Genomic DNA, 24,053 nt, shown 5'->3' with positions numbered 1-24,053 from the left:
CTTTAGCAAACACAAAGTTCGCCAAGCTAGTTCGATATAAAGCTTTGCGAACTTTTCATTTTTATAAAAATAACAGAAATAAAGCTTAGCGAACTTTGCGGTAAAATTAATTAGTCGAATCAAATTTGAATTCCGGTTGTTACCGGTAGTCAATGTTAATAAACCCAAACCAAAATATGTTTGTATCGTCTTTTGGATAATCTTTTTGACAAATTTTCTTTGCTATTTTAATTAACTTTTTGTCCACTTTATTTCCAAATGTTACAAAATAAATAGAATCATTTTTATATTGACCAACTTTTTCCATTAACTCTCTGGGACATTCTTGTAGAATAAATGCAACTTCACCTTTTTGTCTATTTTTCTCTTGTAATTCAAATTTCAATACTCCGTATGATTTTTGATTACTACAATATGCTGGAGTTTTACTTGCATCATAATCTACTAATTTCGCTCGAATTTGCGCAAAAAATAGATTGGGAATTATCAGCATAATATATATTAGTTTTTTCATTGTCTGGGTTTTGATAGGTTTTTGCACATAGTTATGAAACGCTTGGAATTTAAATATTGGAATTTAATCTTATTTATTCGCAGTAACTTTCCAAATTGTGTTTCCGCTATCATCGTTTACAAGAAGTGATCCGTCTTTCATAACAGTTACAGCAACCGGACGACCATAAACTTCGGCTGTATCAGCATTGGCAACAAAACCAGTTAAAAAATCTTCAGGTTTTCCAGAAGGTTTTCCATTTGCAAACGGAACAAAAAGAACTTTATAACCCGATATTATAGAGCGATTCCAAGAACCATGTTGTCCGACGAAAGCTCCATTTCTATATTTTGTAGGAAAAGCATCTTTTGTATAAAAAGCCAATCCTAAAGAAGCAGTATGAGAACCAACAGGAACGTCAGGAACAATAGCTTTGGCAACTAAATCTTTGCGTGCACCTTTCAATCTTGGATCAGGATTATTTCCATAATAAGAATATGGCCATCCATAAAAACCATTCAATTTTACACTCGTAATATAATCCGGAACTAAGTCGTCGCCCAATTCATCACGCTCATTGACAGCTGTCCATAATTCCTTATTAACAGGATTCCAATCCATTCCCATTGGATTTCTAAGTCCGTCAGCATAAATTTTTTCGCCAGTTCCGTCAGGATTAATTTCTAAAATTGCTGCACGACGCACTTCTTTGTCCATTCCGTTTTCTCCAACATTACTTCCGGAACCAACAGCGATATAGATTTTTGTTTCCTCTGGATTTGAAATTATATTTCTTGTCCAGTGATTGTTATATCCTCCGGCAGGAAGATCAACAATTTTCACTCCTTGTGTTTCTAATTTTAGCGGAGCATTTTTATAAGGATAACGGTATAAACCGTCAGTATTGGCAACATAAAAAAAGTCTTTTAGAATCAGCATTCCAAAAGGTCTATTCAGGCCTTTTAAGAAAACTTCACGAGTTTCAAATTTTCCGTCTTTATCTGTATCGCGAAGAACTATAATTTGATTTTTGCTTGTTCTTGTTCCGCTTTCCACAACAAAAATATCATTATTAGGTCCAATATAACTCCAACGTGGATTATCAAAACCATCAGCAAATTTTGTCACCGTAAATCCTTCCGGCGCTTTTGGTGTTTTGCCTTCTGGCCAGCCAAGTACTTTACTGTTTTTTGTTTTTGATTCTGTGGCGTATGGTGCAGGCAAAGTAAGATCGCCAATTGCAGTTTTTACAACTATCGAAGGTTGTTTTGAGATCGTTTCTTTCTCTGCTTTTGATTGTCCATTGCAAGCTGTTAATACAGCCAAAAAGGATATAGATAATATATTTGAAACGGTTTTCATAGAGGTTTGGGGTTAAAAGTTTAAAGGAGAACAATTTAGTGAAATATTGAATATTTAAAGGAAAAAAAATGTAAATATTTAATGATATTTAACAATCTCAAAAAAATATGTGCGCGCGATATTTTGATACTTACAGTTTGGTTGTAATTCTGTATCTTTGCGCATTATTTTAAACATAAAAATAATGATACAACTTCACGATAAACAATTTGTTCCATTTATTTCGGCTAAAGAAATTGATTTTGCTTTGACCAAATTAGTTGCACAAGTAGAAGATGATTTTGGAGATGATACTCCAATTTTTATTGGAGTTTTGAACGGCGCATTTATGGTTGTTGCCGATTTTTTGAAGAAATATAAAAGTCCTTGCGAGGTTTCATTTATCAAAATGTCATCTTACGAAGGAACTGAAACTACCAATTCTGTAAAAGAATTAATTGGTATCAATCAGGATTTATCCGGAAGAAGTGTTGTTCTTATCGAAGACATTATCGATACCGGAAATACGATCGAGGAATTAAAGCACCTTTTTAAACAACAAAACGTAAAGCATTTTAAAATTGCGACTTTGTTCTTTAAACCGGAAGCTTACAAAAAAGACATTAAAATAGATTATATCGGAATCAGAATTCCAAATAAATTCATTGTTGGCTACGGATTAGACTACGATGGTTTAGGAAGAAATCTTCCGGAGGTCTATAAATTGGCTGAATAATTAAAAACACACACAACTATATATTCATTTAAAACTTCTTATAAACAACAGAAGTAACAACACTCATTCATATTATGATTAACATTGTTTTATTTGGAAAACCAGGAGCAGGAAAAGGAACTCAGGCTGAATTTTTGAAAGAAAAATACAAATTAACACACCTTTCAACAGGAGATATTTTTCGTTTTAATTTAAAAAATGACACAGATTTAGGTAAAAAAGCAAGAGTTTTTATGGACAATGGAGAATTGGTTCCTTGCGAAGTTACAACTGCAATGTTAATTGACGAAGTAAACAAACATCCTGATACAAACGGTTTTTTATTTGACGGTTATCCAAGAACATTAGATCAGGCAGAAGCTTTAGACAAGTTTTTACCAACAATTGGATCAAGCGTTACAGCAACAATTGCATTAGAAGCAGATGATGAAATTCTGGTAGCACGTTTACTAGAAAGAGGAAAAACAAGTGGAAGAGTTGATGATCAGGACGAAGAAAAAATTCGTGTAAGATATCAGGAATACAATGAAAAAACAGCTCCACTAATTGGATATTATAAAGAACAAAATAAGTTTCACGCCGTAAACGGTATTGGAACTATCGAAGAAATTACACAACGCTTAACGTCAGTTATAGATAATTTGTAGTAGCTAATCCAGCTGTACGTTACTAGTCCTCGCTAAAAAAACTATTTTTCTAACCTTAAAACGAGCTTCCTCCTGTCGCTGTTTTCTGGCAAGAAAAATTAGTTTTTTTAGCTCCGGGCTTTTCACTTCCATCTGGGCTATGAAATACTAGAATTGCAAATTACATAAACGAACCATTAAATAACGAATAAACCTCAAATTGGAAATACTAATAATATTTTTTCTAATACTATTAAACGGCGTTTTCTCTATGTCCGAAATTGCACTTATTTCGGCAAGAAAAAATAGATTGGAAACCGCCGCAAAAAAGGGAAACAAAAGTGCGAAGATTGCGCTCGATTTAGCCAATTCACCAAACAAGTTTTTATCTACTGTACAAATCGGAATTACCTTAATCGGAATTTTAACCGGTATTTACAGTGGGGATAAAATCACAATAGATGTAGAAACATTTGTAAGCGGTTTTGCCGTTTTAAAACCATATGCACATTCAGTTGCAGTGGGAATTGTTGTGGTAGTTTTGACATTTTTCTCTTTAGTTTTAGGTGAATTATTACCAAAACGTATTGGTTTAAATTATCCAGAATCGATTGCAAAAATGGTAGCATTACCAATGAAAATCGTTTCGATTATTACCGCGCCGTTTATTTGGCTGTTAACTTCTTCAACAGATTTTTTGTTGAATGTTTTGCAGATAAAACCAACAGCAGACGGTAAAGTAACCGAAGAAGAAATTAAAGCCATCATTAAAGAAGGAACCGAAGGCGGAGAAGTTCAGGAAATAGAACAAGATATCGTAGAACGTGTTTTTCACATTGGTGACAGAAAAGTAAATTCGTTAATGACGCACCGTAAATCAGTAGACATGTTGCCGTTTACTGCTGATAAGGCAAAAATTAAGGAATTAGTATTACAGGATTTACATACCGTTTATCCAGTTTACAGAGATAATTACGATGACATTGTTGGAATCGTAACTTTAAAAAATATATTCGCAAACATCGAAAGTGATAATTTCGACTTGAATGCAATAATGATAGATGCTCCTTATTTAATGGAGCAAACAACGGCTTATAAAGCGTTGGAGAATTTCAAAAAAACAGGCGTACATTACGCTTTAGTTTCAGATGAATATGGTGTTTTTCAAGGTATAATTACCTTAAATGATATTCTTGAAGCTTTAGTTGGTGATGCATCTGATTTTTATAAAGACGAATTCCAATTGATTGAACGTGAAGATGGTTCATGGTTGGTTGACGGACATTATTCCTTGCATGATTTTCTAACTTATTTTGAGTTAGACGAATTGACAAATGATTACGAAGTAAACACCGTAAGCGGAATGATTATGACAGAGCTTTCGCATATTCCAAAAGAAGGCGAAAAGTTAATCTGGCAAAAATTTGTGCTTGAAGTATTAGATATGGATGGCGTAAAGATTGATAAAGTGTTAGTAAAAGCACTAAAAGAGTAGAGAGAATTTGTTTCAAGTTTTATTTTGTTTCAGGTTTCAAGTTAAGTGTGTTACGCCAATTTGAAACCTGAAACGTTAAACCTGAAACTATACATAAACAAAAAGAAAATGACAGAAGGAAATTTTGTAGATTATGTTAAGATATATGTTTCTTCCGGAAAGGGAGGAAAAGGATCTACACATTTACATAGAGAGAAATTTATTGAAAAAGGAGGCCCTGACGGAGGTGATGGTGGTCGAGGAGGACACGTGTATTTAGTTGGAAATAAAGGACTTTGGACACTGTTTCATTTGAAATTTGCCCGACACATTAAAGCTGGTCACGGTGGAGATGGAGGAGGAGACCGTAGTACAGGTGCTGACGGAGAAGATAAATTTATCGAAGTGCCTTTAGGAACTGTTGTAAAAGACAAAGAAACCGGAGAAACTTTATTCGAAATTACCGAAGATGGTGAAAAAAGAATCCTTTCTAAAGGAGGAAAAGGTGGATTAGGTAACTGGCACTTTAGAAGTTCTACAAATCAAACGCCACGTTACGCACAACCAGGTTTACCAGGTGTTGAGATGGACGTGATTTTGGAATTAAAAGTTCTTGCAGATGTTGGATTAGTAGGTTTTCCTAATGCTGGAAAATCAACATTGTTGTCTGTATTAACTTCTGCAAAACCAAAAATTGCCGATTATCCTTTTACAACTTTAAAACCAAACTTAGGAATTGTTGCTTACAGAGATTATCAATCTTTTGTAATTGCGGATATTCCGGGAATTATTGAAGGTGCTGCCGAAGGTAAAGGTTTAGGTCATTACTTCTTACGTCATATTGAGCGTAATTCAACTTTACTATTTTTAGTTCCGGTTGATACGCCGGATATTAAAGGTGAATATGATATTTTGGTTAATGAGTTAACTAAATACAATCCTGAAATGTTAGATAAAGAACGTCTTTTGGTAATCTCAAAATGTGATATGCTGGACGACGAACTTAAAGCTGAATTGAAAACAGAACTTGATGTTGCTTTCAAAGATGTTCCTTATATGTTTATCTCTTCTGTTGCTCAACAAGGTTTGACAGACTTAAAAGATAAGCTTTGGAAAATGCTAAACGATTAAAACGATCTGTTTTAAATATTAAAACCCGACAACTTAAATTGTCGGGTTTTCTGTTTTTAAACGAAAAAAACAAATTATTTCAGATGATTTAGTCAAACAGCTAAAGTCCGAAATTTTTAGATATTCCAACATTGAAATTTTTTCCAAAATCGAAACCAATGCGTTCTTCTCTTGGAGTTCCTTTTCCGGAAAGGTTATCGTAGTTTACTCCTCCAATAGAGAAATTTAAACCAAAACCTTTTTTCATGTTGATGAACAATGCTGGTGTTAAGCTTGCGTACATTCCTTTAGCATCATTTAATGTTGTGTCTTGATAACCAACTCCCAGATCTGTATAGAAAGAGAATAAGTCAGAAAGAGGTGTTGAATAACGCGCGAAAGCTCCAATTTTGTATGCTTCTTGTCTCGCTGAACCTGTTTCTTTGTAGTTCGTGATCGAACCTTCAACTCCTGCTGTCCAATGGTCAGTAAACTGATATCCTACTTTTGGAGAAAATTCAAATCCTTCAAATTTATCATCACCAATTTTTTCTGATGCAAATCCAACATTTCCGCCTAATAAGATAGAACCTTTTTGAGCATTTGCAATTGTTGCAACTAAGAGTACAACAGCCAATAGTAATTTTTTCATTTTATTTTGATTAAATAATTAAGGCAAACTTATAGAATTAAATTTGTAAGAAATAATTTATTTTAATTTTTAATTTATGAAAGTAAATTTTTACAATTAAGACAAAGAAATGCTAATCTTTAACTGTTTTTGTTTTGAATTTTAAGACTTTTCTAAAGTAAGAATCTACAGGAAAGATGATATTCTTGTCTTTATGAAATTATGAATTTCGTAAAATTGTCTTAAAAAGCACGTCGCATCTTTTGGTTTTGGTGATATGTGTTATTTATTGTTGCGAAAATGAGTTATATTCGCAGGACTTAAACAAAATAACATGAAAAAAATAGTTTTATTCTTGACCATGTGCCTAATGGCTTTTCCTGTAAAAGCAGATGAAGGAATGTGGTTCTTGATGTTTATCGAGAGATTGAACCATAGAGATATGGAAAAAATGGGTTTGCAATTAACAGCCGAAGAAATTTACAGTATTAATCATCATAGTTTGAAAGATGCTGTTGTACAATTTAATGGAGGATGTACTGCTGAAATCGTTTCTAAAAACGGATTGGTTTTAACAAATCACCATTGCGGATATAATGCAATTGCTGAACTTTCGACTGCTGAACAAAATTATTTAAAAGATGGTTTTTGGGCAAAAGAGAGAAGTGCCGAAATGAAACCAAAATCTTTATATGTTCGTTTCTTTGTTCGTATGGACGATGTTTCTAAGAGAATTTTATCAAAAGTAAATGATCAAATGACAGAAACAGAAAGAAACAAAGTTATTCAGCAAGAAATTGCTTTGATCGAAAAAGAGAATAATGAAGGTGGAAAATACACAGTTTCTGTTCGTCCTTTCTTTCAGGGAAATGAATATTATTATTTCGTTTACCAAGATTACACAGACGTTCGTTTAGTAGGAACGCCACCGGAAAGTGTTGGTAAATTTGGTGGAGACACTGATAACTGGGAGTGGCCTCGTCAAACAGGAGATTTCTCTATGTTTAGAGTTTATGCAGATAAAGACGGAAATCCGGCAGCTTATTCTAAAGACAATGTGCCTTTGCAACCTAAACATTATTTACCAATAAGTATTAAAGGTGTAAAAGAGAATGATTTTGCTATGATCTTAGGATATCCTGGAAGAACAAATCGTTGGATGCCAGCGGGCGGAATTGAACAAAACGTTAAGTTTGCTTACCCTGCTTGGGTTGAAGGTGCTAAAACCGGAATGGATGTAATGAAAAAGTATATGGATAAAGATGCAACAGTTCGTTTGCAATATGCGTCTAAATATGCTTCGACAGCAAATTACTGGAAAAACCGTCAGGGAATGATCGATGCTTTAACAAAAGCTGGAACTGCAGAGACTAAAAGTCAGCAAGAAGATAAGTTCTATGAATGGGCAACTAAACCAGCTAATAAAGAGAAATACGAAAATGTAATTCCTACGATTAATGATTATTACAGAGAAACGAATTTAAAAGCGACTCATGATAATTATTTATCTCAACTTTTACGTACTTCAAGCTATGGAGCGGGACCTGCAAATTTAGGAAATGCATTGATCACTTACTATAATGAAAATGATGCTAAAAAAGCAGAAATGTTGCCTAAGATTAATGCAATGATCGAAAGCATTTATGGTGAATTTTATGCGCCTCTTGAAAAAGATGTTTTAACGGCTCAGTTGAATTTATATGCTTCTAAAGCTGCTGAATATGGTTTAGCTCCACAAATTGCTAAAATGAAAGCAGAGAATAAAGGAGACTTTACTGCTGATGTTGCAAAAGCTACAGAAATAAGTTATTTTACTTCTAAAGATAAAGTATTGGCTTTTATGGCTGATCCAAAACCATTGGCAATTGTACACGATCCTTTGTATATTATTTCTAATGATTTATTGACAAAATACCGTGCAAAAACTGACGATCAGGCAAAAGCTGATGATGGTTTTGCAATTGCTTATCGCAAATTGGTTGAAGGTTTAAGAGAGTCAAAATTGAATGCAATTCAATATCCGGATGCAAACTCAACGTTGAGATTAACTTACGGAAAAGTTCGCGCTTTGCCTGCAGATCCACGTAATGATGCTAAAGTAAACAACTACACAACCATGGAAAGTATGGTTAAAAAGTACAAAGCAGGAGATCAGGAATTTGATTTGCCAAAACGTTTGTTGGAATTAAACAAAGCAAAAGATTTTGGACAATATGCTGATAAAGCTGGATATATGCCAGTAAACTTCTTGACAGATAATGATATTACAGGAGGAAATTCTGGTTCACCGGTTCTTAACGGAAAAGGAGAATTAATTGGAATTGCTTTTGACGGAAACATTGAAGCTATGGCTGGAGATGTTATTTTTGATCCAAAATTGCAAAGAACAATTAACGTAGATATTCGTTACGTACTTTGGATTATTGACAAATACGCCGGAGCTAAAAATATTGTTGACGAAATGACGATTATAAAATAATCTGATTTTTTTCTAAAAAATAAACCCGACAGATTTAAAATTTGTCGGGTTTTTTTATGTTTAAAAAGGTCTTCGGCTTCGCTCAGACTGACAAAAAGTAGTTATGAAATCTAGTGTCATCCTGAGCGGAGTCGAAGGCTCAATTATTTAACCTTTACTCGAATTCCCTTTGTGTGACTTGAGAATTCCGGAGCATACATACTTTCAATAGTTGTAATTCCGTTGGAGAATTCACCATTGTTGTTTACTCGAATATCATATTCGATAACATAAGTTCCTTTATCGATGTGATCAAAAAACAAATGAGTTGCGGCATCTTTTGTACTCATATAATATCCTAAACGGTCTTTGTATTTATATTCTGAAAGTACATTTACAGGTTCAAAACAAGAAGCTCTCATATCTTTTAGATGAACATATTCCATGTCTTCTTTCGATTTTATGACTAATCTCACGGTAATTAAATCACCGGTTTTCAAAGGGTTTTTGGTTGTAATTCTTTGTAATTGATCTCCTTTAAGCGAGCTTTTCTTTAAATATAATTCTTTAGAAACAGATAGAACAGTACCGGAATTGTTTTTGATTTTATCCAAATCTTCAAAGTATTGCCAATATACACCTCCAAAACCAGGAACTTTAGATTTGTTCTGAATGCTGATTGAAGCCATATCTTTTTTAACTTCATCCGTTTTCCAATTCAGTTTGATGTAACCTGTTTCAGCTTCTTTTTCGTTTTCGGCTAATTTTTTGGTTAAGATCTTTTCGCTGCCAATTTTAATAACGGTATTGTCTTTTACACTTAACCAATCATTGCCTTGCATCAGTAAAGCATAAACAGCTTCTGTAGTAGATTTTGTTGTTGGCCAGTTTTTGGTTTGTTTGTTCTTTAGCAACCAGACTTTCATGGCATCAACAGATTTGGTGTCGTTATTTACTTCGGCGAAAGCCTCAATCAATAAAGCCTGAGTTTCTATAGGCGCCTGATACCAATACCAACCTGCTTTGTTGGCAATCCAATACATTCCCCAATCTTCATTATTCGAAGCTGTTTCTTTTAGACTTTCGATGATTTTTTTGGCAGTATCTTTTTCTCCAAAACGATTTAAAGTCAAAGCAGCTAATCCTTTTTCGTAAAGCGAATAATTTAACCAATCTTTTTTAGCAGTTTCCAGATATAATCTTGTTGCTTTTTTCAAAGTATCTGAAAGCGGATATTTGTCTAAATAAAAACTCCTTGTGTATAAATAATGCAAATCAGAATACGGATTAAACCAAATTAGTTTCTCTGATTTCTTTAAGTTTTTAGTTCGACTTTTATAATATTCCAGAAATTTATTGTCTAAAAACGGAACTCCTTTTTCTGCAATTTGATTTATTTTAATAGCATTATTTTCAGATTTATCCAATTTTGATAAATGACCTAAACCTGCCAGAATGTGTCTCGTAATGTATTCGCTTTCGTCACTTCCGTCAAACCATGAAAACGCTCCTGATGGTTTTTGTTTCTGTTTTAATTTATCGAAAGTAGCTTCTTGCGAAGTTTTCATTTTTTCTAAATCAAACAAAAGCGCCAAACTCTTTTTCTTTTCATCTTCGCTTTGTGCATCATTTAACCAAGGCGTTTCGGCAAGAATGATTGATTTTAGTTCTTCGTTTTCTTCTAATTTCGAATTCAGTTTTCCGTTCTTTCTCCAGTTTTCGAAAACCGTTGCAATCTTCGGATTACTCGAAATGATTTCTGAAGCCAAAGCATTGGCATAAAAACGAGCAAAAGTTTGTTCAGCACATTCGTGTTCATATTCCATTAAATAAGGCAAAGACTGAATCGCAATCCAAGCCGGATTTGAGGTATATTCTAACGTAAACTGATGATTTTTTAAAGTTGTAGAAGTATTGTTTTTTAAATTTTCAAACGTATATTCTTTAGTTGAATTCTCGCGAACCCAAATCGGCATACTTTCCGTAACCAACATATTGTTTGTTAGAACAGGAAGTATGTTTTCTTCTCCATCTGAGAAATCACCAGATTTAGCCAAAATTTTATATTGAACGCCTTGCAAACCTTCCGGAATCGAAACCGTCCAGGTTGCCGTAGTATTTCCGAACGCTCCAACAGTAAAGTTTCTGACGTTTTTTGCGTTTAGCATTTTGGCGTCAATAGGCTGCATTGTTGTAGCGTCAAAAAACTGCAAAATTGCAATTCCGGTTTTTGCTTTATCTGTAATATTCGAAATTTTAGCAGAGATTACAATCGTATCTTTTTCTCTAAAGAAACGTGGGAAATTCGGCAAAACCATCAATTCTTTTTGAGTCACTACACTTTTCTCTAAATATCCCGAAACAGCATCTTTATTATGTGCCAATAAGCGAAGTTTCCAAGCGGTTAAAGCTTCTGGAGAAGTAAAATTAAAACTCACTTTTCCTGTAGAATCAGTTTTTAAATTCGGTAAGAAGAAAGCGGTTTCAGAAAGATTTTTTCTTGCTTTTACTTTTGTTAGTTCTTCTAAAGATTTTTTGGTTGTGATGATAATTACGCCATTTGCCCCTTTGCTTCCGTAAAGCGCTGTGGCTTTTTCGCCTTTTAAAACATCCATTGAAAGAATATCTGCTGGATTTATGTTGTTAGCCTCTTTTTCAGAAGCAATTTGTCCATCAATTATATACAAAGAATCAGGAGAAATTGTTACGCTGCCTTTTATTTTGAAAGAAGATTTTTCTGAACGACTGTTATATATTAAGGCTTTTTTTGTTTTGAACGCTCCCACTGAATCTTCTTCGATAATAACAGACACAGGAGCAGCACCAACAGGTTCATCAACTGTTAAAACGGCATCTGGATCTCCTTTAATAGTTTCTGCGCCTACTTTTCTGTCTTTAATATCTACTGTTGTTATACCAAGTGAATCTCCGTATCGACTATTGTCGAAGTCAAAGCCAAACCAGTTTAATTGTGTTTTATCATTTTTGAATTCAGTTAGCGGTAAAAATTCATTAAGGTTTTTCAGAGAAGAATATATTCGTTCAAAACCTACACCAGATTTAAAATTAGTAGAATTATAATGGTAATTATTTATGCTTAAGTCATTCTTCCAGTCCTTTTTTATAAATTGATCTAAAGAACTATCATACATAGAGGCTAAAACTTCTGCTTCGGTTTTTGAATTTATTGATTTAAGTTTAAAAGACCAGTTCTCTTTACTTCCGGGTTCAATTTTACTTCTAAAACTTTCTACAAGTAATTCAAGTTTAGATTCTTGTGTTTTTAGATCAGCGTATATTTGGTCATTAAAAATTTCGTTATCGAAGATGCTTTGAAAACTTATGCATACTGAGTTTTCGAATTCTTTTTTTAGTGGAACTTTTATTGTTATTTCATTGTTTTGCAAATGATAGATATTTTCAAAATAGGTTTGATAACCATAATTTCCGTTTGTATTGATATAAAGATCTGGAATTACAGAAGAAAGTTTAATTACTACAAAGCCATCTTTTTTGGGATCAGTATTTATTTGTTCTGCAGTAAATAATTTGCCTGGATTAAATTTGTCTTTGCTTTGCTTAATTTCAAAATTAGATGACGATTCTATAAGATTATTAAAAGTATCTTTTGCTGAAAAAACAATTTTATAATTTCCGGATTTGTAATCTGAAATAAAATCAAGTGCTATTTCTTTGTCTTTTTCGGTGTCTACTTTTTTTGAGAACAATAAAATTTCGTTTGCTTTATCCGTCTTAGATTCTATAATTTCATAAGGAAATAATCTTTCAAAATCTGATGCTGAAATGCTTTCGATTTCCGGTTTTTGCCAAACGTTTTCTTTGAATTTATTAGAAAATGGGCTAACGAAATACAATTTAATTTCACCTTTTGCAGCTAAAAATTCTCCGTTTAAATTGGTGCTTGTAAGCGTGATTTCGTTTTTTTTCTTAGTTTCAATACTACTTGGAATACTAGCATTTATAATCAAATCATGATAGCCAACTTTTACAGTAGTTTCCGCAGTGTGTGTTTCGCCATTAATATCAGTTACATCGGCTGTTATACTGTAGCTAAAAACAGGCAATTGTTCTTTGATTGCATTTTTTGAAGGTTCAGCAATAAATTCAATTATAAATTTCCCGGAAGCATCTGTTTTGGTTTCGCCGGTTGCAATAATTTCGTTTTGTTCAAGCCCCCAATAATCACTATAATTTCTACTAACATAACGCGTAAAACGATTTACTTTGTAAGTTACTTTTGCGTCAGAAATGTTACTTCCGGCAAATGCTTTTGCTGTTCCGCTTACTTTAATAGATTGATTAACCTGGAAACTTTCTTTTTTAGGATCAAAATCTGCTTTAAATTTTGGACGTTTGTATTCTTCGACTCTAAAATAAGTTGAAGAATTTTCAAGATTTACAGTTTTCCAAAAGGATGCATTTGGTTTGCTTTTAAACGCAACGTCTCCTTTTTCATAGTTATCCGGTTGAGTTGCATAAATATTAAAATCACCTGTAAGGCTGTTTTTTGGCAAAGTGAATTCTCCTGAAAAAGACCCAAATTCATTGGTGACAACTTCAAGTTCTTTAAAAGTTTGACGATTAGCGTCTCTAACAAAAAGTTTAAAAGTGGTATTCGCAACAATAGTGTTTTTATTTTTTTGTTTTTTGATTGCAATTCCTTTATAGTAAACAGTTTGCCCTGGACGATAAATTGCTCTGTCCAGGTAAAATTCAACTTTTCCTGTTGAAGTATTGTTTTCTGTTTGATTGTATTGCTGCACACGTGCGAGGTAATTCTTCTCGGATAAAATAGTGTCATTTGCCAATGAAACTTCTAATTGCTCATCGTAATCGTCGTTGTTTGGTCCGATGTAAGAAGCTAGTCCTTTTGAATCTGTTTTAAGAGTATAGAGCTTAGATTTTATGATTGCATTTTCAAGAGGTTTTCCTGTTTTTCTATCCAAAACCTGAAAGTTTTCTTTGTTGGTTTCCTGAGAGGCGAGAATACTAAGGTTTGAAACTGTAATGATTTCATAAGAATATGCTTTTTCTTCTTTTGAATCAGAATCACTTTCAAAATAAATTAAATAAGTTCCTGTTTCCAATGTTGGTAAAAGAACTTCTGTTGTATATTCAAAATAATCCTTTTTATTTTGAAGCTGATAGTCTTTTGAAGCTATTTTGATTTGTTTTTTTGTAATAACATCGACTAAACTATCGAGTCCAATATTATCATATGAATCTAAAAATTTCCTGAACTTTTTTTGATCTACTGTATAGAATGATATTCTTAAATGGTCAAGATTTTTATAAGTGATAAAAGCTCTGGTATTCTCTTTATTGTATATGAACTTTTGAAGTCGGGCATTTAATGATTTTAAAGTAACAATTTGTTTTTGCTCCAAAGCAGTTTGAGCGGAGGAGGTTTGATTGTTAATTTTTACTACATCGTCGTATATTTTGACCGCTTGGATATTATAATCAGGATGTAATTCTTTTGAAGCCAGGTTATGAAGGATTTCTGCTTTTTTTAATAGAATTTTTTGAATAAGAATCGGGTTATCTGTACGTTTTTGAAATTCATTTAAAAACGTTATGAAGTCTTCATTAGGTTCCGGCATAAATTCACTGCAAAAAATAATTCGGTCAAATTGATTTTCTAATGATGGATTGTCAGATTCGAGCTTTTGATAGAGTGAAAGAACTTTTTTGAAATTTTCTTCTGTCATAAAATTTACATCAAGCTCTAAAAATGATTCTGAATTTCCTAAAAGTTCTTTTTTATATGCTGGAATCTGACTGCTTTCAATTTCCCATTGCTCAATTTTTTCAGTAAAAAACGCTATGTTTTCCTTTAATAAATAATCATATAAGTTTTCGTTTTTCAGCCTTTCTAATGTCAAAAAACTAAAAATAGCCTTGTATTTTGTTAAAGATGTTTTTTTTAGGATTGACTCATTTTCCAGTGTTTTTTCATAAAGTGCGATTATTTCTTTTTCAGATGTAAAATCAATGTCTGTATCATTTGATTTCGGAATCGCTATACCGTCAATTCTGGAAGTATCTATTGTCGCTGCAGCCGAATCTATTAATACCGAAGCTTCATCTACAACAGCAACAGCACTATCAACGACAGCAACTGCGTAGTCATAATTAGAATAATTATCCAGACATTTCGCATACACTAAATTTAAAATTGCTTTTGATGGTATAGAAACACGGCTAATATCTGTTTTAAGATGATCTAAGATTTTAGTTTTCGCATTTTCATCTACTACCTGCAAATATTTAGATTGATAAAAAAAACATTTTATCATTTGCACTTCGTCCTTTCTTGAAACTGCTTTTTTGTAAATTTTGTCGACTATTTCATTTGCGGATTTTATTTTACCTTCATTTTCATAAGAGGCAACTTTAGCCCAGTTTTTATCGTTTTTTTGAGCAAATAAAGCGGTAGTAAACAATAAGAAAACAAATAAGATATTTTTCATAAGTCAGTTTTGGTATATAGAGTGCGATTTTGGAATAAAGGTTGGGAACGTGATAAAATAAATTTCGTACAAATTACTAATTTATCTCTAAAAGCAAATGATACATTTTATATTTCCTTATTTTTGAAACATGAAAAAACTGCTGCTTCTTTTTTTATTAATGCCCATTTTAGGATGGTCACAATCGAATTTTGAAAAAGGCGAAAAGTTGTTTCAGGCAAAAAAATATGATGAAGCGCAAGTTGTTTTTGAAGCAATTCTAAAAACAAAACCTTTGGATATAAAGACACTTGATTATTTGGGTGAAATTGAAGCGCATCAAAAATCATGGGTAAAAGGAGCTGAATATTTCAAAAAGCTTAAGGAATTGAAACCTACTGAAGCTGATTATTTCTTTAAATATGGCGGTTGTTTGGCGATGAGAGCGATGGAGGTGAATAAATTAAAAGCTTTTACGATGGTTGATGGTATGAAACAGGCTTTTGAAAAAGCAATTGTTCTGAATCCAAAACACGTTCAGGCGAGATGGGCATTGATCGAAATATACTTGCAATTGCCCGGGATTTTAGGAGGAAGTGAGTCAAAAGCAATTTCATATTCGAATGAATTGGCGCAGTTTTCGCCTGTTGATGGTTACTTGTCCAGAGGAAGAATTGACGAATATTTTAAGAGATATACATCGGCAGAAAAAAATTATATGAAAGCAAATGAAATTGGTAAATCAAAAGTCACATTTCAAAAATTATATAATTTATATTTGAATAAATTAAAAGATCCTAAAAAAGCACAGGATTTAAAAAGAAAATTTGACGTATAATAATCAAATCTTATAGCTAAGTTTTATTCTTAAGAATGGAATTTGGAATTTAAAAAAATTGGAATTTAAAATGAAAACACATTTCATCGCAATAGGCGGGAGCGCTATGCATAACTTAGCATTGGCATTACATAACAAAGGATATCAGGTTACAGGAAGTGATGATGCTATTTTTGAACCATCAAAATCAAGATTAGAGAAAAAGGGAATTTTGCCTGCTGAATTAGGTTGGTTTCCTGAAAAAATCACTGCTGATATTGATGCAATAATTCTTGGAATGCACGCTAAAGCGGATAATCCGGAATTGCTTAAAGCGCAGGAATTGGGTTTGAAAATTTATTCGTATCCAGAATTTTTATACGAACAATCTAAGAATAAAACTCGTGTTGTGATTGGTGGTTCTCACGGAAAAACTACAATTACTTCGATGATTTTGCACGTAATGCATTATCATAATATTGAGGTTGATTATATGGTTGGAGCACAATTAGAAGGTTTTGACACGATGGTACATCTTACTGAAGAAAACGATTTTATGGTTTTGGAAGGTGACGAATATTTATCTTCTCCAATTGACAGACGTCCAAAGTTTCATTTGTATCAACCAAATATTGCTTTAATTTCGGGAATTGCTTGGGATCATATTAATGTTTTTCCAACGTATGAAAACTATGTGGAGCAATTTGAGATTTTCATTGCTAAAATTACAAATGGCGGAATCTTGGTTTATAACGAAGACGATTCTGAAGTAAAACGTGTTGCGGAAGCGGCTACAAATCCAATTCGTAAATTAGCATATTCTACTCCAAAATATACAGTTAGTGATGGCGTAACTTTATTGGAAACTCCGGAAGGCGATATGCCAATTGAAGTTTTTGGTGCGCATAACTTAAATAATCTTGCGGGAGCAAAATGGATTTGCCAAAATATGGGCGTTGACGAAGCTGACTTCTACGAAGCAATTGCAAGTTTTAAAGGTGCATCGAAACGTTTAGAAAAAATTGCTGAAGGAAAAGGAAAAGTTGCTTATAAAGATTTTGCGCATTCGCCAAGTAAAGTGGCTGCAACAACAAAAGCGGTGAAAGAGCAATATCCAAACAGAACTCTGGTTGCATGTTTAGAATTACATACTTATAGCAGTTTGAATGCTGAATTTCTTAAAGAATACGAAGGAGCTCTTGAATATGCAGATGTTGCTGTTGTATTTTATTCGCCTGACGCGGTAAAAATTAAGCAATTAGAGGAAGTGACTTACGAACAAATTGCAAGTTCTTTTAATCGTGAAGATTTAATTATTTATACCAATCCAGCAGAATTTAAAGAATATTTATTCAATTTAAATCTTGAAAACTCAGCTTTATTATTGATGAGTTCAGGAAATTATGGAGGTTTGAATTTTGATGAAGTAAAAGGGTTGATTAATTAGATAATTAGTCAATTTGATAATGAGATAATGTGCCAATTGCAGTTTTGTAATTGGCATTTTTTTTCGATTTATTTTTTTTAATAAATACTTTAAGTTGGAATTTGGCCCCGAAGCTCAATGTCATTAAGTTAAGAGGAAATCTATAAAATTTCTTAATAGTTTAGTTAAGAAAGCAATTAGAAAAATCAGTTTTTATCAGCGTTTTCGCTTTAGCGAATCAGTAAGATCAGCGTCTAATTTTGACGCGGATAAAACAGATTTACTTCGTAAAAACGCGGATAAAAACGGATTTGATTTGCAATATTTTTATTTCCAATATCTGTAATGCCCAACAATTTTATACTCAAATAAACAATCTTGAAGAACTTGTCCGTTGCCAACATTATGTACGATTAGATTACGTTTTCCGTCTTCTGATTTTTTATTTGTCACAATACCAATGTGAGGTAATTTATTATTGATTAGCCATGTTACAATTTCTCCGGTTTTATAATCTTTTGGATCTTCGGTTATAACAAGTTTTTCTCCGTTTCTTTCAAAAAAGACTTCTAAATTTGGTACTCTTCTGTGGTCGATATTCGTATCGGTTTTAGTCATTCCCCATTTTTTTAAATTGGGATATTCTGAAAAATGAGCCATCATGTCTTCGTGAACTTCTTTTTGCAAATCAATCCCTAATTTTCGATAAGACCGAATTACAACATCTGTGCAAACGCCTTTGTTTGCAGGAACATCTCCGTTTGGATATTCGATCGAAAAATAAGCAGGATCATAATCTACAGAAGGATCAATTATTGAGATTGCCGCATTTGATAATTTATCGGCAAAAGTATTAGTTTGTTGTGCTTCATTTTTAGCGTAAGCATTACTTTTTTCTTTTTGATTACAAGAAAATAGTAAAAATAAGATTATCAAAGTAGATACAGATTTCATTCTTTTTGTGATTAAGTTGATTGGATTGATGATTTGATTCTAAAATTAGTTAATTTGAAAATAGGAATTACTTTTATGAGTGATTTTTCTTATTTTTTAGATATATTCGCCTTTTAAGATTATAGTAAAATGAATTCAAGAATAGAAGTTGTAAAGATAACAAGTGAGAATCCGGATTTTGTAACGCTGATCAAAATATTTGATACTTTTTTATGGGAACGTTATCCGGAATTAAAAAAGGATTATTGGGGCAATAATTTGATTGAATTTAATGATAATGTTGTTCTCATTTATTTAGAAGGAAAACCCGTTGCAAGTGGTTGCTTTAAGAAATATAATGACAATACAATTGAGTTAAAAAGGATGTTTGTTTTGCCTGAAGCAAGAGGCTTGGGATTGGCTCAGCAAGTTATTAAAGAATTAGAAATAGAGGCGAAGAAGCAGGGGTTTGAAACTATGATTTTAGAAACACTTTATAAACAGACTGAAGCTATTAGTTTATATCAAAAAGTGGGATTTGAAATTGTAGAGAATTACGAACCTTATATAGGTTTGAAGAATAGTGTTTGTATGCGTAAATCTATATAATTACTGAATGCTATGAAAGAAGGTTATTTTCCAATTTCAGATTGGTCAGAAGACGATCGGCCGCGAGAAAAATTAATGTTAAAAGGGATTGATGCTTTAAGCGATGCTGAATTAATCGCCATTTTAATTGGATCAGGAAGTCGAAATGAATCTGCAGTTGATTTGAGTAAAAGAATTTTGGCGAGCGTAGATAATCTAAATTCTTTAGGAAAAATGTCTATTTCTCAATTGATGAATTTTAAAGGAATAGGGGAGGCAAAAGCAATTTCAATTGTTGCGACCTTTGAAATAGGGCGTCGCCGTAGATCTGAAGACGCGGCTGAGTTAGTAAAGAAAATTACATCAAGCAAATCAGTTTTTGAAATTATGCAACCCATTATTGGTGAATTACCGCACGAGGAATTTTGGGTGCTTTTTCTTAATAATTCTAATAAGATAATTTCTAAAGTACAACTAAGCAAAGGAGGAATAACAGGTACTGTTGTTGATACGCGTTTAGTTTTTCATTATGCGTTTGAAACTAAAGCTACAGGCTTGATTTTGTGTCATAATCATCCTTCGGGATCGTTAATTCCAAGTGAAGCCGACAAACAAATTACAAAGAAAATAAAGATTGGAGGTGAGCTTTTAGATGTTAAAGTTTTAGATCATTTGATTATTACTGAAACAAATTATTATAGTTTTGTAGATGAAGGAATTTTATAAGTTATGAATACCACTATTACCGACATTTTTTTTGATTTAGATCACACGCTTTGGGATTTTGATAAAAACTCAGAAATGGCTTTTGATCGTATTTTTAAGAACAGCTTTCCCGATATTAAGATCGAGGATTTTATTGCAAAATATGCTCCTATAAATCAGGCTTGCTGGAAATTATATCAAAACGATGAAATTACGCACGTCGAGTTGCGTTACAATAGATTGAAGCTTTCGTTTGATGCTTTGAATTATGAAATTTCAGATGAAGATATCAATCAGATTGCAAATGATTATATCGAATTTTTAACTGATAATAATTATCTTTTTGACGGAGCAATCGAAGTTTTGGATTATCTAAAACCAAAATACAAACTACATATTATCACTAACGGTTTTGCTGCTGTTCAGGATAAAAAGATAAATAATGCTGCTCTTGGAGGTTATTTTAATACAATAACAAATTCTGAATTAGCGGGTGTTAAAAAACCAAATAGTATTATCTTTGATTATGCTGTCAATTTGGCTCAAGCCTCAAAAGAAAGTAGTATTATGATTGGAGATTGTCTCGATGCAGATGTTAATGGTGCATTGAATGCCGGTCTGGATGCTATCTTTTTTAATGAAAAAAATATTGAAGCTCCTGAAAATATCAAACAAATAAACCATTTATTAGAACTTAAAAAATATTTATAATTATGAGAATAAAATTTTTGTTAATTGCACTTCTAGCCTCGTTTATTGGATTTTCGCAATCTATTAATGATTATAAAGCGGTGATTGTTCCGTTAAAATATGATTTTCTTAAAACCGAAAATCAATATAGAATGTCTACAATGACAAAATCAAATTTAAATAAAGCTGGTTTTCAGGCTTTTTATGCTAATGAGCAACTTCCTGCAGGATATGGAGATCGTTGTGATCTTTTGTATGTAGATGTGAAGAGAGATAATGGATTTTTAGTAACAAAACTTTTTGTTGAGTTTAAAGATTGTTATGGAAAAGTGATCTACACTTCGGAAATTGGTAAAAGCAAAGAAAAGGATTATGAAATTGCTTATAGAGAGTGTCTGGATTTGGCATTTGTATCTATAACTGGATTGCACTATAAATATAGTGGTAAATCAGTTGCTCCAACAGTAAAAGCTGTACCTGTAAGTCCTGCTGCTGCATCTGTTGCTACTTCATCAACATTAGTTCTTGTTGCTCCAGCGCCAGATCTTAAAGATCCTAATTTATTGTATGCACAACCTACAGAATCAGGTTATCAATTGATTGACAAAACACCAAAAGTTGTTATGAAGTTGCTTAAAACTTCACAAACTAATGTGTTTATTGCAATAAAAGATAATGTGCAAGGGTCATTAATTTTGAAAGAAGACGGACAATGGTATTTTGAATCTTATCAAAACGATAAATTAGTTTCAGAAAAAATTGTTGTTAAATTCTAAATATAAAATAGGGTTTTAATAACCATATTTATCTTTCCAACGGTTCTTTAAAAATTCGCGGTTACTGTTCTCTCTAGAATTGTTTCCCGGATTGTAAAGAACCGTTTTTTTTATGGCGTCCGGCAAGAATTCCTGCTCTGCAAAATTATTGGCATAATCATGCGAATATTTATAATCATCACCATAACCTAATTCTTTCATAAGTTTGGTTGGAGCATTTCTTAGATGAATTGGCACAGGTAAATCACCGGTTTGTTTAACTAGTTGTTGCGCATTTCCAATCGCCATATAAGACGCATTGCTTTTTGGAGAAGTAGCTAAATAAATAGCGCATTGACTTAAAATAATTCGGCTTTCAGGATATCCAATAGTTGTCACAGCCTGAAATGTATTGTTTGCCATAATAAAAGCTGTAGGATTTGCATTTCCAATATCCTCGCTTGAAAGAATAAGCATTCTTCGGGCAATAAATTTCACATCTTCTCCGCCTTCAATCATTCTGGCAAGCCAATATACGGCTCCGTTGGGATCGCTTCCACGAATTGATTTAATAAATGCCGAAACGATATCGTAATGTTGTTCACCACTTTTGTCATACAAAACAGTATTTTGCTGTACTAATTCAAAAACACGATCATTGGTTATGATAATTTCATCGCCAGCCGAAGCGTTTATAACGAGTTCAAAAATGTTCAGTAATTTTCGGCCATCTCCGCCAGAAAGTCGGAGTAGAGCTTCAGTTTCTTTTAGTGTAATATTTTTAGAAGCCAAATAAGTATCCGTTTTCATTGCGCGATGCAATAGCGACTCTAGATCTGCTTTTGTAAAGGCATTTAATATGTATACTTGACAACGTGACAATAATGCAGGAATGACTTCAAAACTTGGGTTTTCGGTTGTTGCGCCAATAAGTGTTATCCAGCCTTTTTCTACAGCAGCCAAAAGTGAATCTTGCTGTGATTTACTAAAACGATGAATCTCATCAATAAATAAAATAGGGTTTTTGGCCGTAAATAATCCACCGCTTTGTTTCGCTTTTTCAATTACATCACGAATATCTTTAACTCCGGAATTAATTGCACTCAATATATAAAAAGGACGTTTGGATTCCTGAGCGATGATTTGAGCCAAAGTTGTTTTTCCAGTTCCCGGAGGTCCCCAAAATATCAATGACGGAATAATTCCTTTTGAAATTTGTTGTGTTAACGAACCATTTGGACCAACCAAATGACTTTGACTGATGTAATCTTCTAATTGCTGTGGGCGAATACGCTCGGCTAAAGGTGCTTCCATTTTGTAAAATTACTATTTTCAATTTTAATTTTATAGTATAAAAGGGTTACAAATCATAACAAAGGATGAGGAGGCTGTAGCTGACAAATTATCAGTATATTGTATTTGGATAGTTTTTTGATATTGGCAATACTATAATATTTAATAATCATGAACGACAACCATTTTAAGTTTACGACTGCTGTTATAGGTCTTCCTGTTTTTTTTGTCCTTTTTTTGTGGATTGTATATTGGGTTCAAATTCGGTTTGATTTTGATTTTTATCAAAACGGAATTTATCCTCGTGATTTTGCAGGTTTGCAAGGCGTTTTGTTTAGTCCTTTTATTCATGAAAATTTAAGTCATTTATATAATAACTCAATTCCGCTTTTGGTTTTATTGGCAGCACTTCAATTTTTTTATCCCAAACAATCTTTTAGTGTTATCGTTTATGGGATTTTATTTTCCGGATTAATAACATGGATTATCGGACGTGAAAATTTCCATATCGGCGCAAGCGGATTGATTTATGTTTTGGTAAGTTTTATATTTTTCAAAGGAATTCAAACCAGATATTATCGTTTAGTTGCACTTTCGTTTGCGGTAACTTTACTTTATGGCGGAATGATTTGGTACGTTTTTCCAGACGTTGATAAAACGATTTCCTGGGAAGGGCATTTGGCAGGTTTTATCACTGGCTTTGCAATGTCTTTACTTTATAAAACACCTGAATACGCAAAACCTATTGTTTATGATTGGCAAAAGCCGGATTTTAATCCTGAAGATGATGCTTTCATGAAACACTTTGACGAGAACGGGAATTTTGTGAATACCGAAATTCCAGAAGAAGAGGAGTACTTGTCTAATTATTTTAATTCAGATGTTTTGATTAATTATATCGTAACCAAAACAGAATCAGGAGATAAAATCTAGTGAAGACATTTGGTTTGATTTATATTGATTATTTTTGTAATAGTCATTCTCATTTATCTGACCTGTTATGAAAAAAATAAGCTTCACAGTTTTGGTTTTCTTAGTACTAATCAGTTCAAAAATAATTGCGCAATGCGATATAAAGAACAGAATGTTGGCAGATGGTACAATGGTATATTATTTTGATCCGGCTGTTTTTTATACAACAAAATCAAAGTCTTTAAAAATTAATATCGTGACTGATAAAGAGCATTACTTTGTTTCTTTGCAGCCAACACCGTTTCCGTCGAAAAAAGAAGGAAAAAAAATCAAAGATGATTTAGTGATACATCTTGCAGATAATAAGGTTTACAAACTGGCACATTATGATACACAATACAGACATAATGATTCGATTATGCAGGTTTTGTATCTAATAGATGATAAGGATATTGAGTCGTTTTCTAAATTTGAAGCAACGGTAGCAGAGATTAGAATGGAAGGAACTGAGTTTGTTCGGGATTATACTTTTAAACTGCATAAAGATGCAATCATGAAACAGTTGAGTTGTTTTTTAAAAAAGGAAGAATAG

General features: G+C 32.7%; 19 protein-coding genes. 13 read left to right on the top strand and 6 right to left on the bottom strand.

All coding sequences use genetic code 11. The features are described 5' to 3' along the window. Positions 1–139 precede the first annotated feature (139 nt). Both CLU81_RS09445 and CLU81_RS09440 read right to left on the bottom strand, forming a co-directional pair. The gene (locus CLU81_RS09445) at positions 140–514 is read right to left on the bottom strand and encodes a hypothetical protein (protein ID WP_144444488.1); all 375 of its coding nucleotides are present in this window, start codon (positions 512–514) and stop codon (positions 140–142) included. 69 nt (positions 515–583) lie between these two features. After that, complete coding sequence (locus CLU81_RS09440) at positions 584–1,855, bottom strand: sorbosone dehydrogenase family protein (RefSeq protein WP_099709562.1); 1,272 nt, start codon at positions 1,853–1,855, stop codon at positions 584–586. Between the two features lie 184 nt (positions 1,856–2,039). Between CLU81_RS09440 and hpt the strand changes: the two genes are divergently transcribed. The 4 genes from hpt (at position 2,040) to obgE (ending at position 5,801) form a co-directional block, all read left to right on the top strand. Next, positions 2,040–2,570, top strand: coding sequence for a hypoxanthine phosphoribosyltransferase (gene hpt / locus CLU81_RS09435; RefSeq protein ID WP_099709561.1), 531 nt, complete (start codon positions 2,040–2,042; stop codon positions 2,568–2,570). A 74-nt stretch (positions 2,571–2,644) separates the two neighbouring features. Further along, positions 2,645–3,217 (top strand): adenylate kinase, encoded by a 573-nt coding sequence (locus CLU81_RS09430; protein WP_099709560.1) that lies wholly within the window; start codon positions 2,645–2,647, stop codon positions 3,215–3,217. A 199-nt stretch (positions 3,218–3,416) separates the two neighbouring features. Beyond that, positions 3,417–4,691: a hemolysin family protein gene (locus CLU81_RS09425; RefSeq protein WP_099709559.1), complete on the top strand. Its 1,275-nt coding sequence runs from the start codon at positions 3,417–3,419 to the stop codon at positions 4,689–4,691. 108 nt (positions 4,692–4,799) lie between these two features. After that, positions 4,800–5,801 (top strand): GTPase ObgE, encoded by a 1,002-nt coding sequence (gene obgE, locus CLU81_RS09420; protein WP_099709558.1) that lies wholly within the window; start codon positions 4,800–4,802, stop codon positions 5,799–5,801. Positions 5,802–5,901: 100 nt separating this feature from the next. On the opposite strand, the gene CLU81_RS09415 is transcribed toward obgE, so the two are convergent. Continuing rightward, positions 5,902–6,432, bottom strand: coding sequence for an outer membrane beta-barrel protein (locus CLU81_RS09415; RefSeq protein ID WP_099709557.1), 531 nt, complete (start codon positions 6,430–6,432; stop codon positions 5,902–5,904). Positions 6,433–6,745: 313 nt separating this feature from the next. Between CLU81_RS09415 and CLU81_RS09410 the strand changes: the two genes are divergently transcribed. Beyond that, on the top strand, positions 6,746–8,890 hold the full coding sequence (locus CLU81_RS09410) for a S46 family peptidase (protein WP_099709556.1): 2,145 nt from the start codon (positions 6,746–6,748) through the stop codon (positions 8,888–8,890). Positions 8,891–9,033: 143 nt separating this feature from the next. Here CLU81_RS09410 and CLU81_RS09405 read toward each other — a convergent pair whose 3' ends face one another. Further along, positions 9,034–15,363 (bottom strand): alpha-2-macroglobulin, encoded by a 6,330-nt coding sequence (locus tag CLU81_RS09405; RefSeq protein ID WP_099709555.1) that lies wholly within the window; start codon positions 15,361–15,363, stop codon positions 9,034–9,036. Between the two features lie 130 nt (positions 15,364–15,493). Here CLU81_RS09405 and CLU81_RS09400 point away from each other — a divergent pair, with 130 nt between their 5' ends. Both CLU81_RS09400 and murC read left to right on the top strand, forming a co-directional pair. Next, a complete protein-coding gene (locus CLU81_RS09400; RefSeq protein WP_099709554.1) occupies positions 15,494–16,180 on the top strand; it encodes a lipopolysaccharide assembly protein LapB in 687 nt (228 codons plus the stop codon). Between the two features lie 70 nt (positions 16,181–16,250). Next, entirely contained in the window at positions 16,251–17,606 is a 1,356-nt protein-coding gene (gene murC, locus CLU81_RS09395; RefSeq protein WP_099709553.1) for a UDP-N-acetylmuramate--L-alanine ligase, read from the top strand. Between the two features lie 306 nt (positions 17,607–17,912). Here the strand turns inward: murC and CLU81_RS09390 are convergent, their stop codons facing one another. Next, a complete protein-coding gene (locus CLU81_RS09390) occupies positions 17,913–18,539 on the bottom strand; it encodes a DUF1287 domain-containing protein (RefSeq protein WP_099709552.1) in 627 nt (208 codons plus the stop codon). A gap of 129 nt (positions 18,540–18,668) precedes the next feature. Here CLU81_RS09390 and CLU81_RS09385 point away from each other — a divergent pair, with 129 nt between their 5' ends. The 4 genes from CLU81_RS09385 to CLU81_RS09370 are packed head-to-tail and all read left to right on the top strand — an operon-like array spanning position 18,669 to position 21,277. Then, a complete protein-coding gene (locus CLU81_RS09385) occupies positions 18,669–19,127 on the top strand; it encodes a GNAT family N-acetyltransferase (protein ID WP_099709551.1) in 459 nt (152 codons plus the stop codon). Positions 19,128–19,139: 12 nt separating this feature from the next. Further along, positions 19,140–19,832 carry a DNA repair protein RadC gene (gene radC, locus CLU81_RS09380; protein ID WP_099709550.1) on the top strand — a complete coding sequence of 231 codons (693 nt, stop codon included), beginning with the start codon at positions 19,140–19,142 and terminating at the stop codon, positions 19,830–19,832. A 3-nt stretch (positions 19,833–19,835) separates the two neighbouring features. Then, entirely contained in the window at positions 19,836–20,522 is a 687-nt protein-coding gene (locus CLU81_RS09375) for a YjjG family noncanonical pyrimidine nucleotidase (protein WP_099709549.1), read from the top strand. A 2-nt stretch (positions 20,523–20,524) separates the two neighbouring features. Then, positions 20,525–21,277: a hypothetical protein gene (locus CLU81_RS09370; RefSeq protein ID WP_099709548.1), complete on the top strand. Its 753-nt coding sequence runs from the start codon at positions 20,525–20,527 to the stop codon at positions 21,275–21,277. Between the two features lie 15 nt (positions 21,278–21,292). Here the strand turns inward: CLU81_RS09370 and CLU81_RS09365 are convergent, their stop codons facing one another. Then, positions 21,293–22,570, bottom strand: coding sequence for a replication-associated recombination protein A (locus CLU81_RS09365; protein ID WP_099709547.1), 1,278 nt, complete (start codon positions 22,568–22,570; stop codon positions 21,293–21,295). A gap of 150 nt (positions 22,571–22,720) precedes the next feature. On the opposite strand from CLU81_RS09365, the gene CLU81_RS09360 reads away from it, so the two are divergent. After that, the gene (locus CLU81_RS09360; protein ID WP_099709546.1) at positions 22,721–23,482 is read left to right on the top strand and encodes a rhomboid family intramembrane serine protease; all 762 of its coding nucleotides are present in this window, start codon (positions 22,721–22,723) and stop codon (positions 23,480–23,482) included. Between the two features lie 67 nt (positions 23,483–23,549). Then, a complete protein-coding gene (locus CLU81_RS09355) occupies positions 23,550–24,053 on the top strand; it encodes a hypothetical protein (protein ID WP_099709545.1) in 504 nt (167 codons plus the stop codon).

Source organism: Flavobacterium sp. 9 (assembly GCF_002754195.1).
GTDB lineage: Bacteria > Bacteroidota > Bacteroidia > Flavobacteriales > Flavobacteriaceae > Flavobacterium.
The sequence above is the reverse complement of the archived record's forward strand: the minus strand, read 5'-3'. Positions and strand labels throughout refer to the sequence as shown.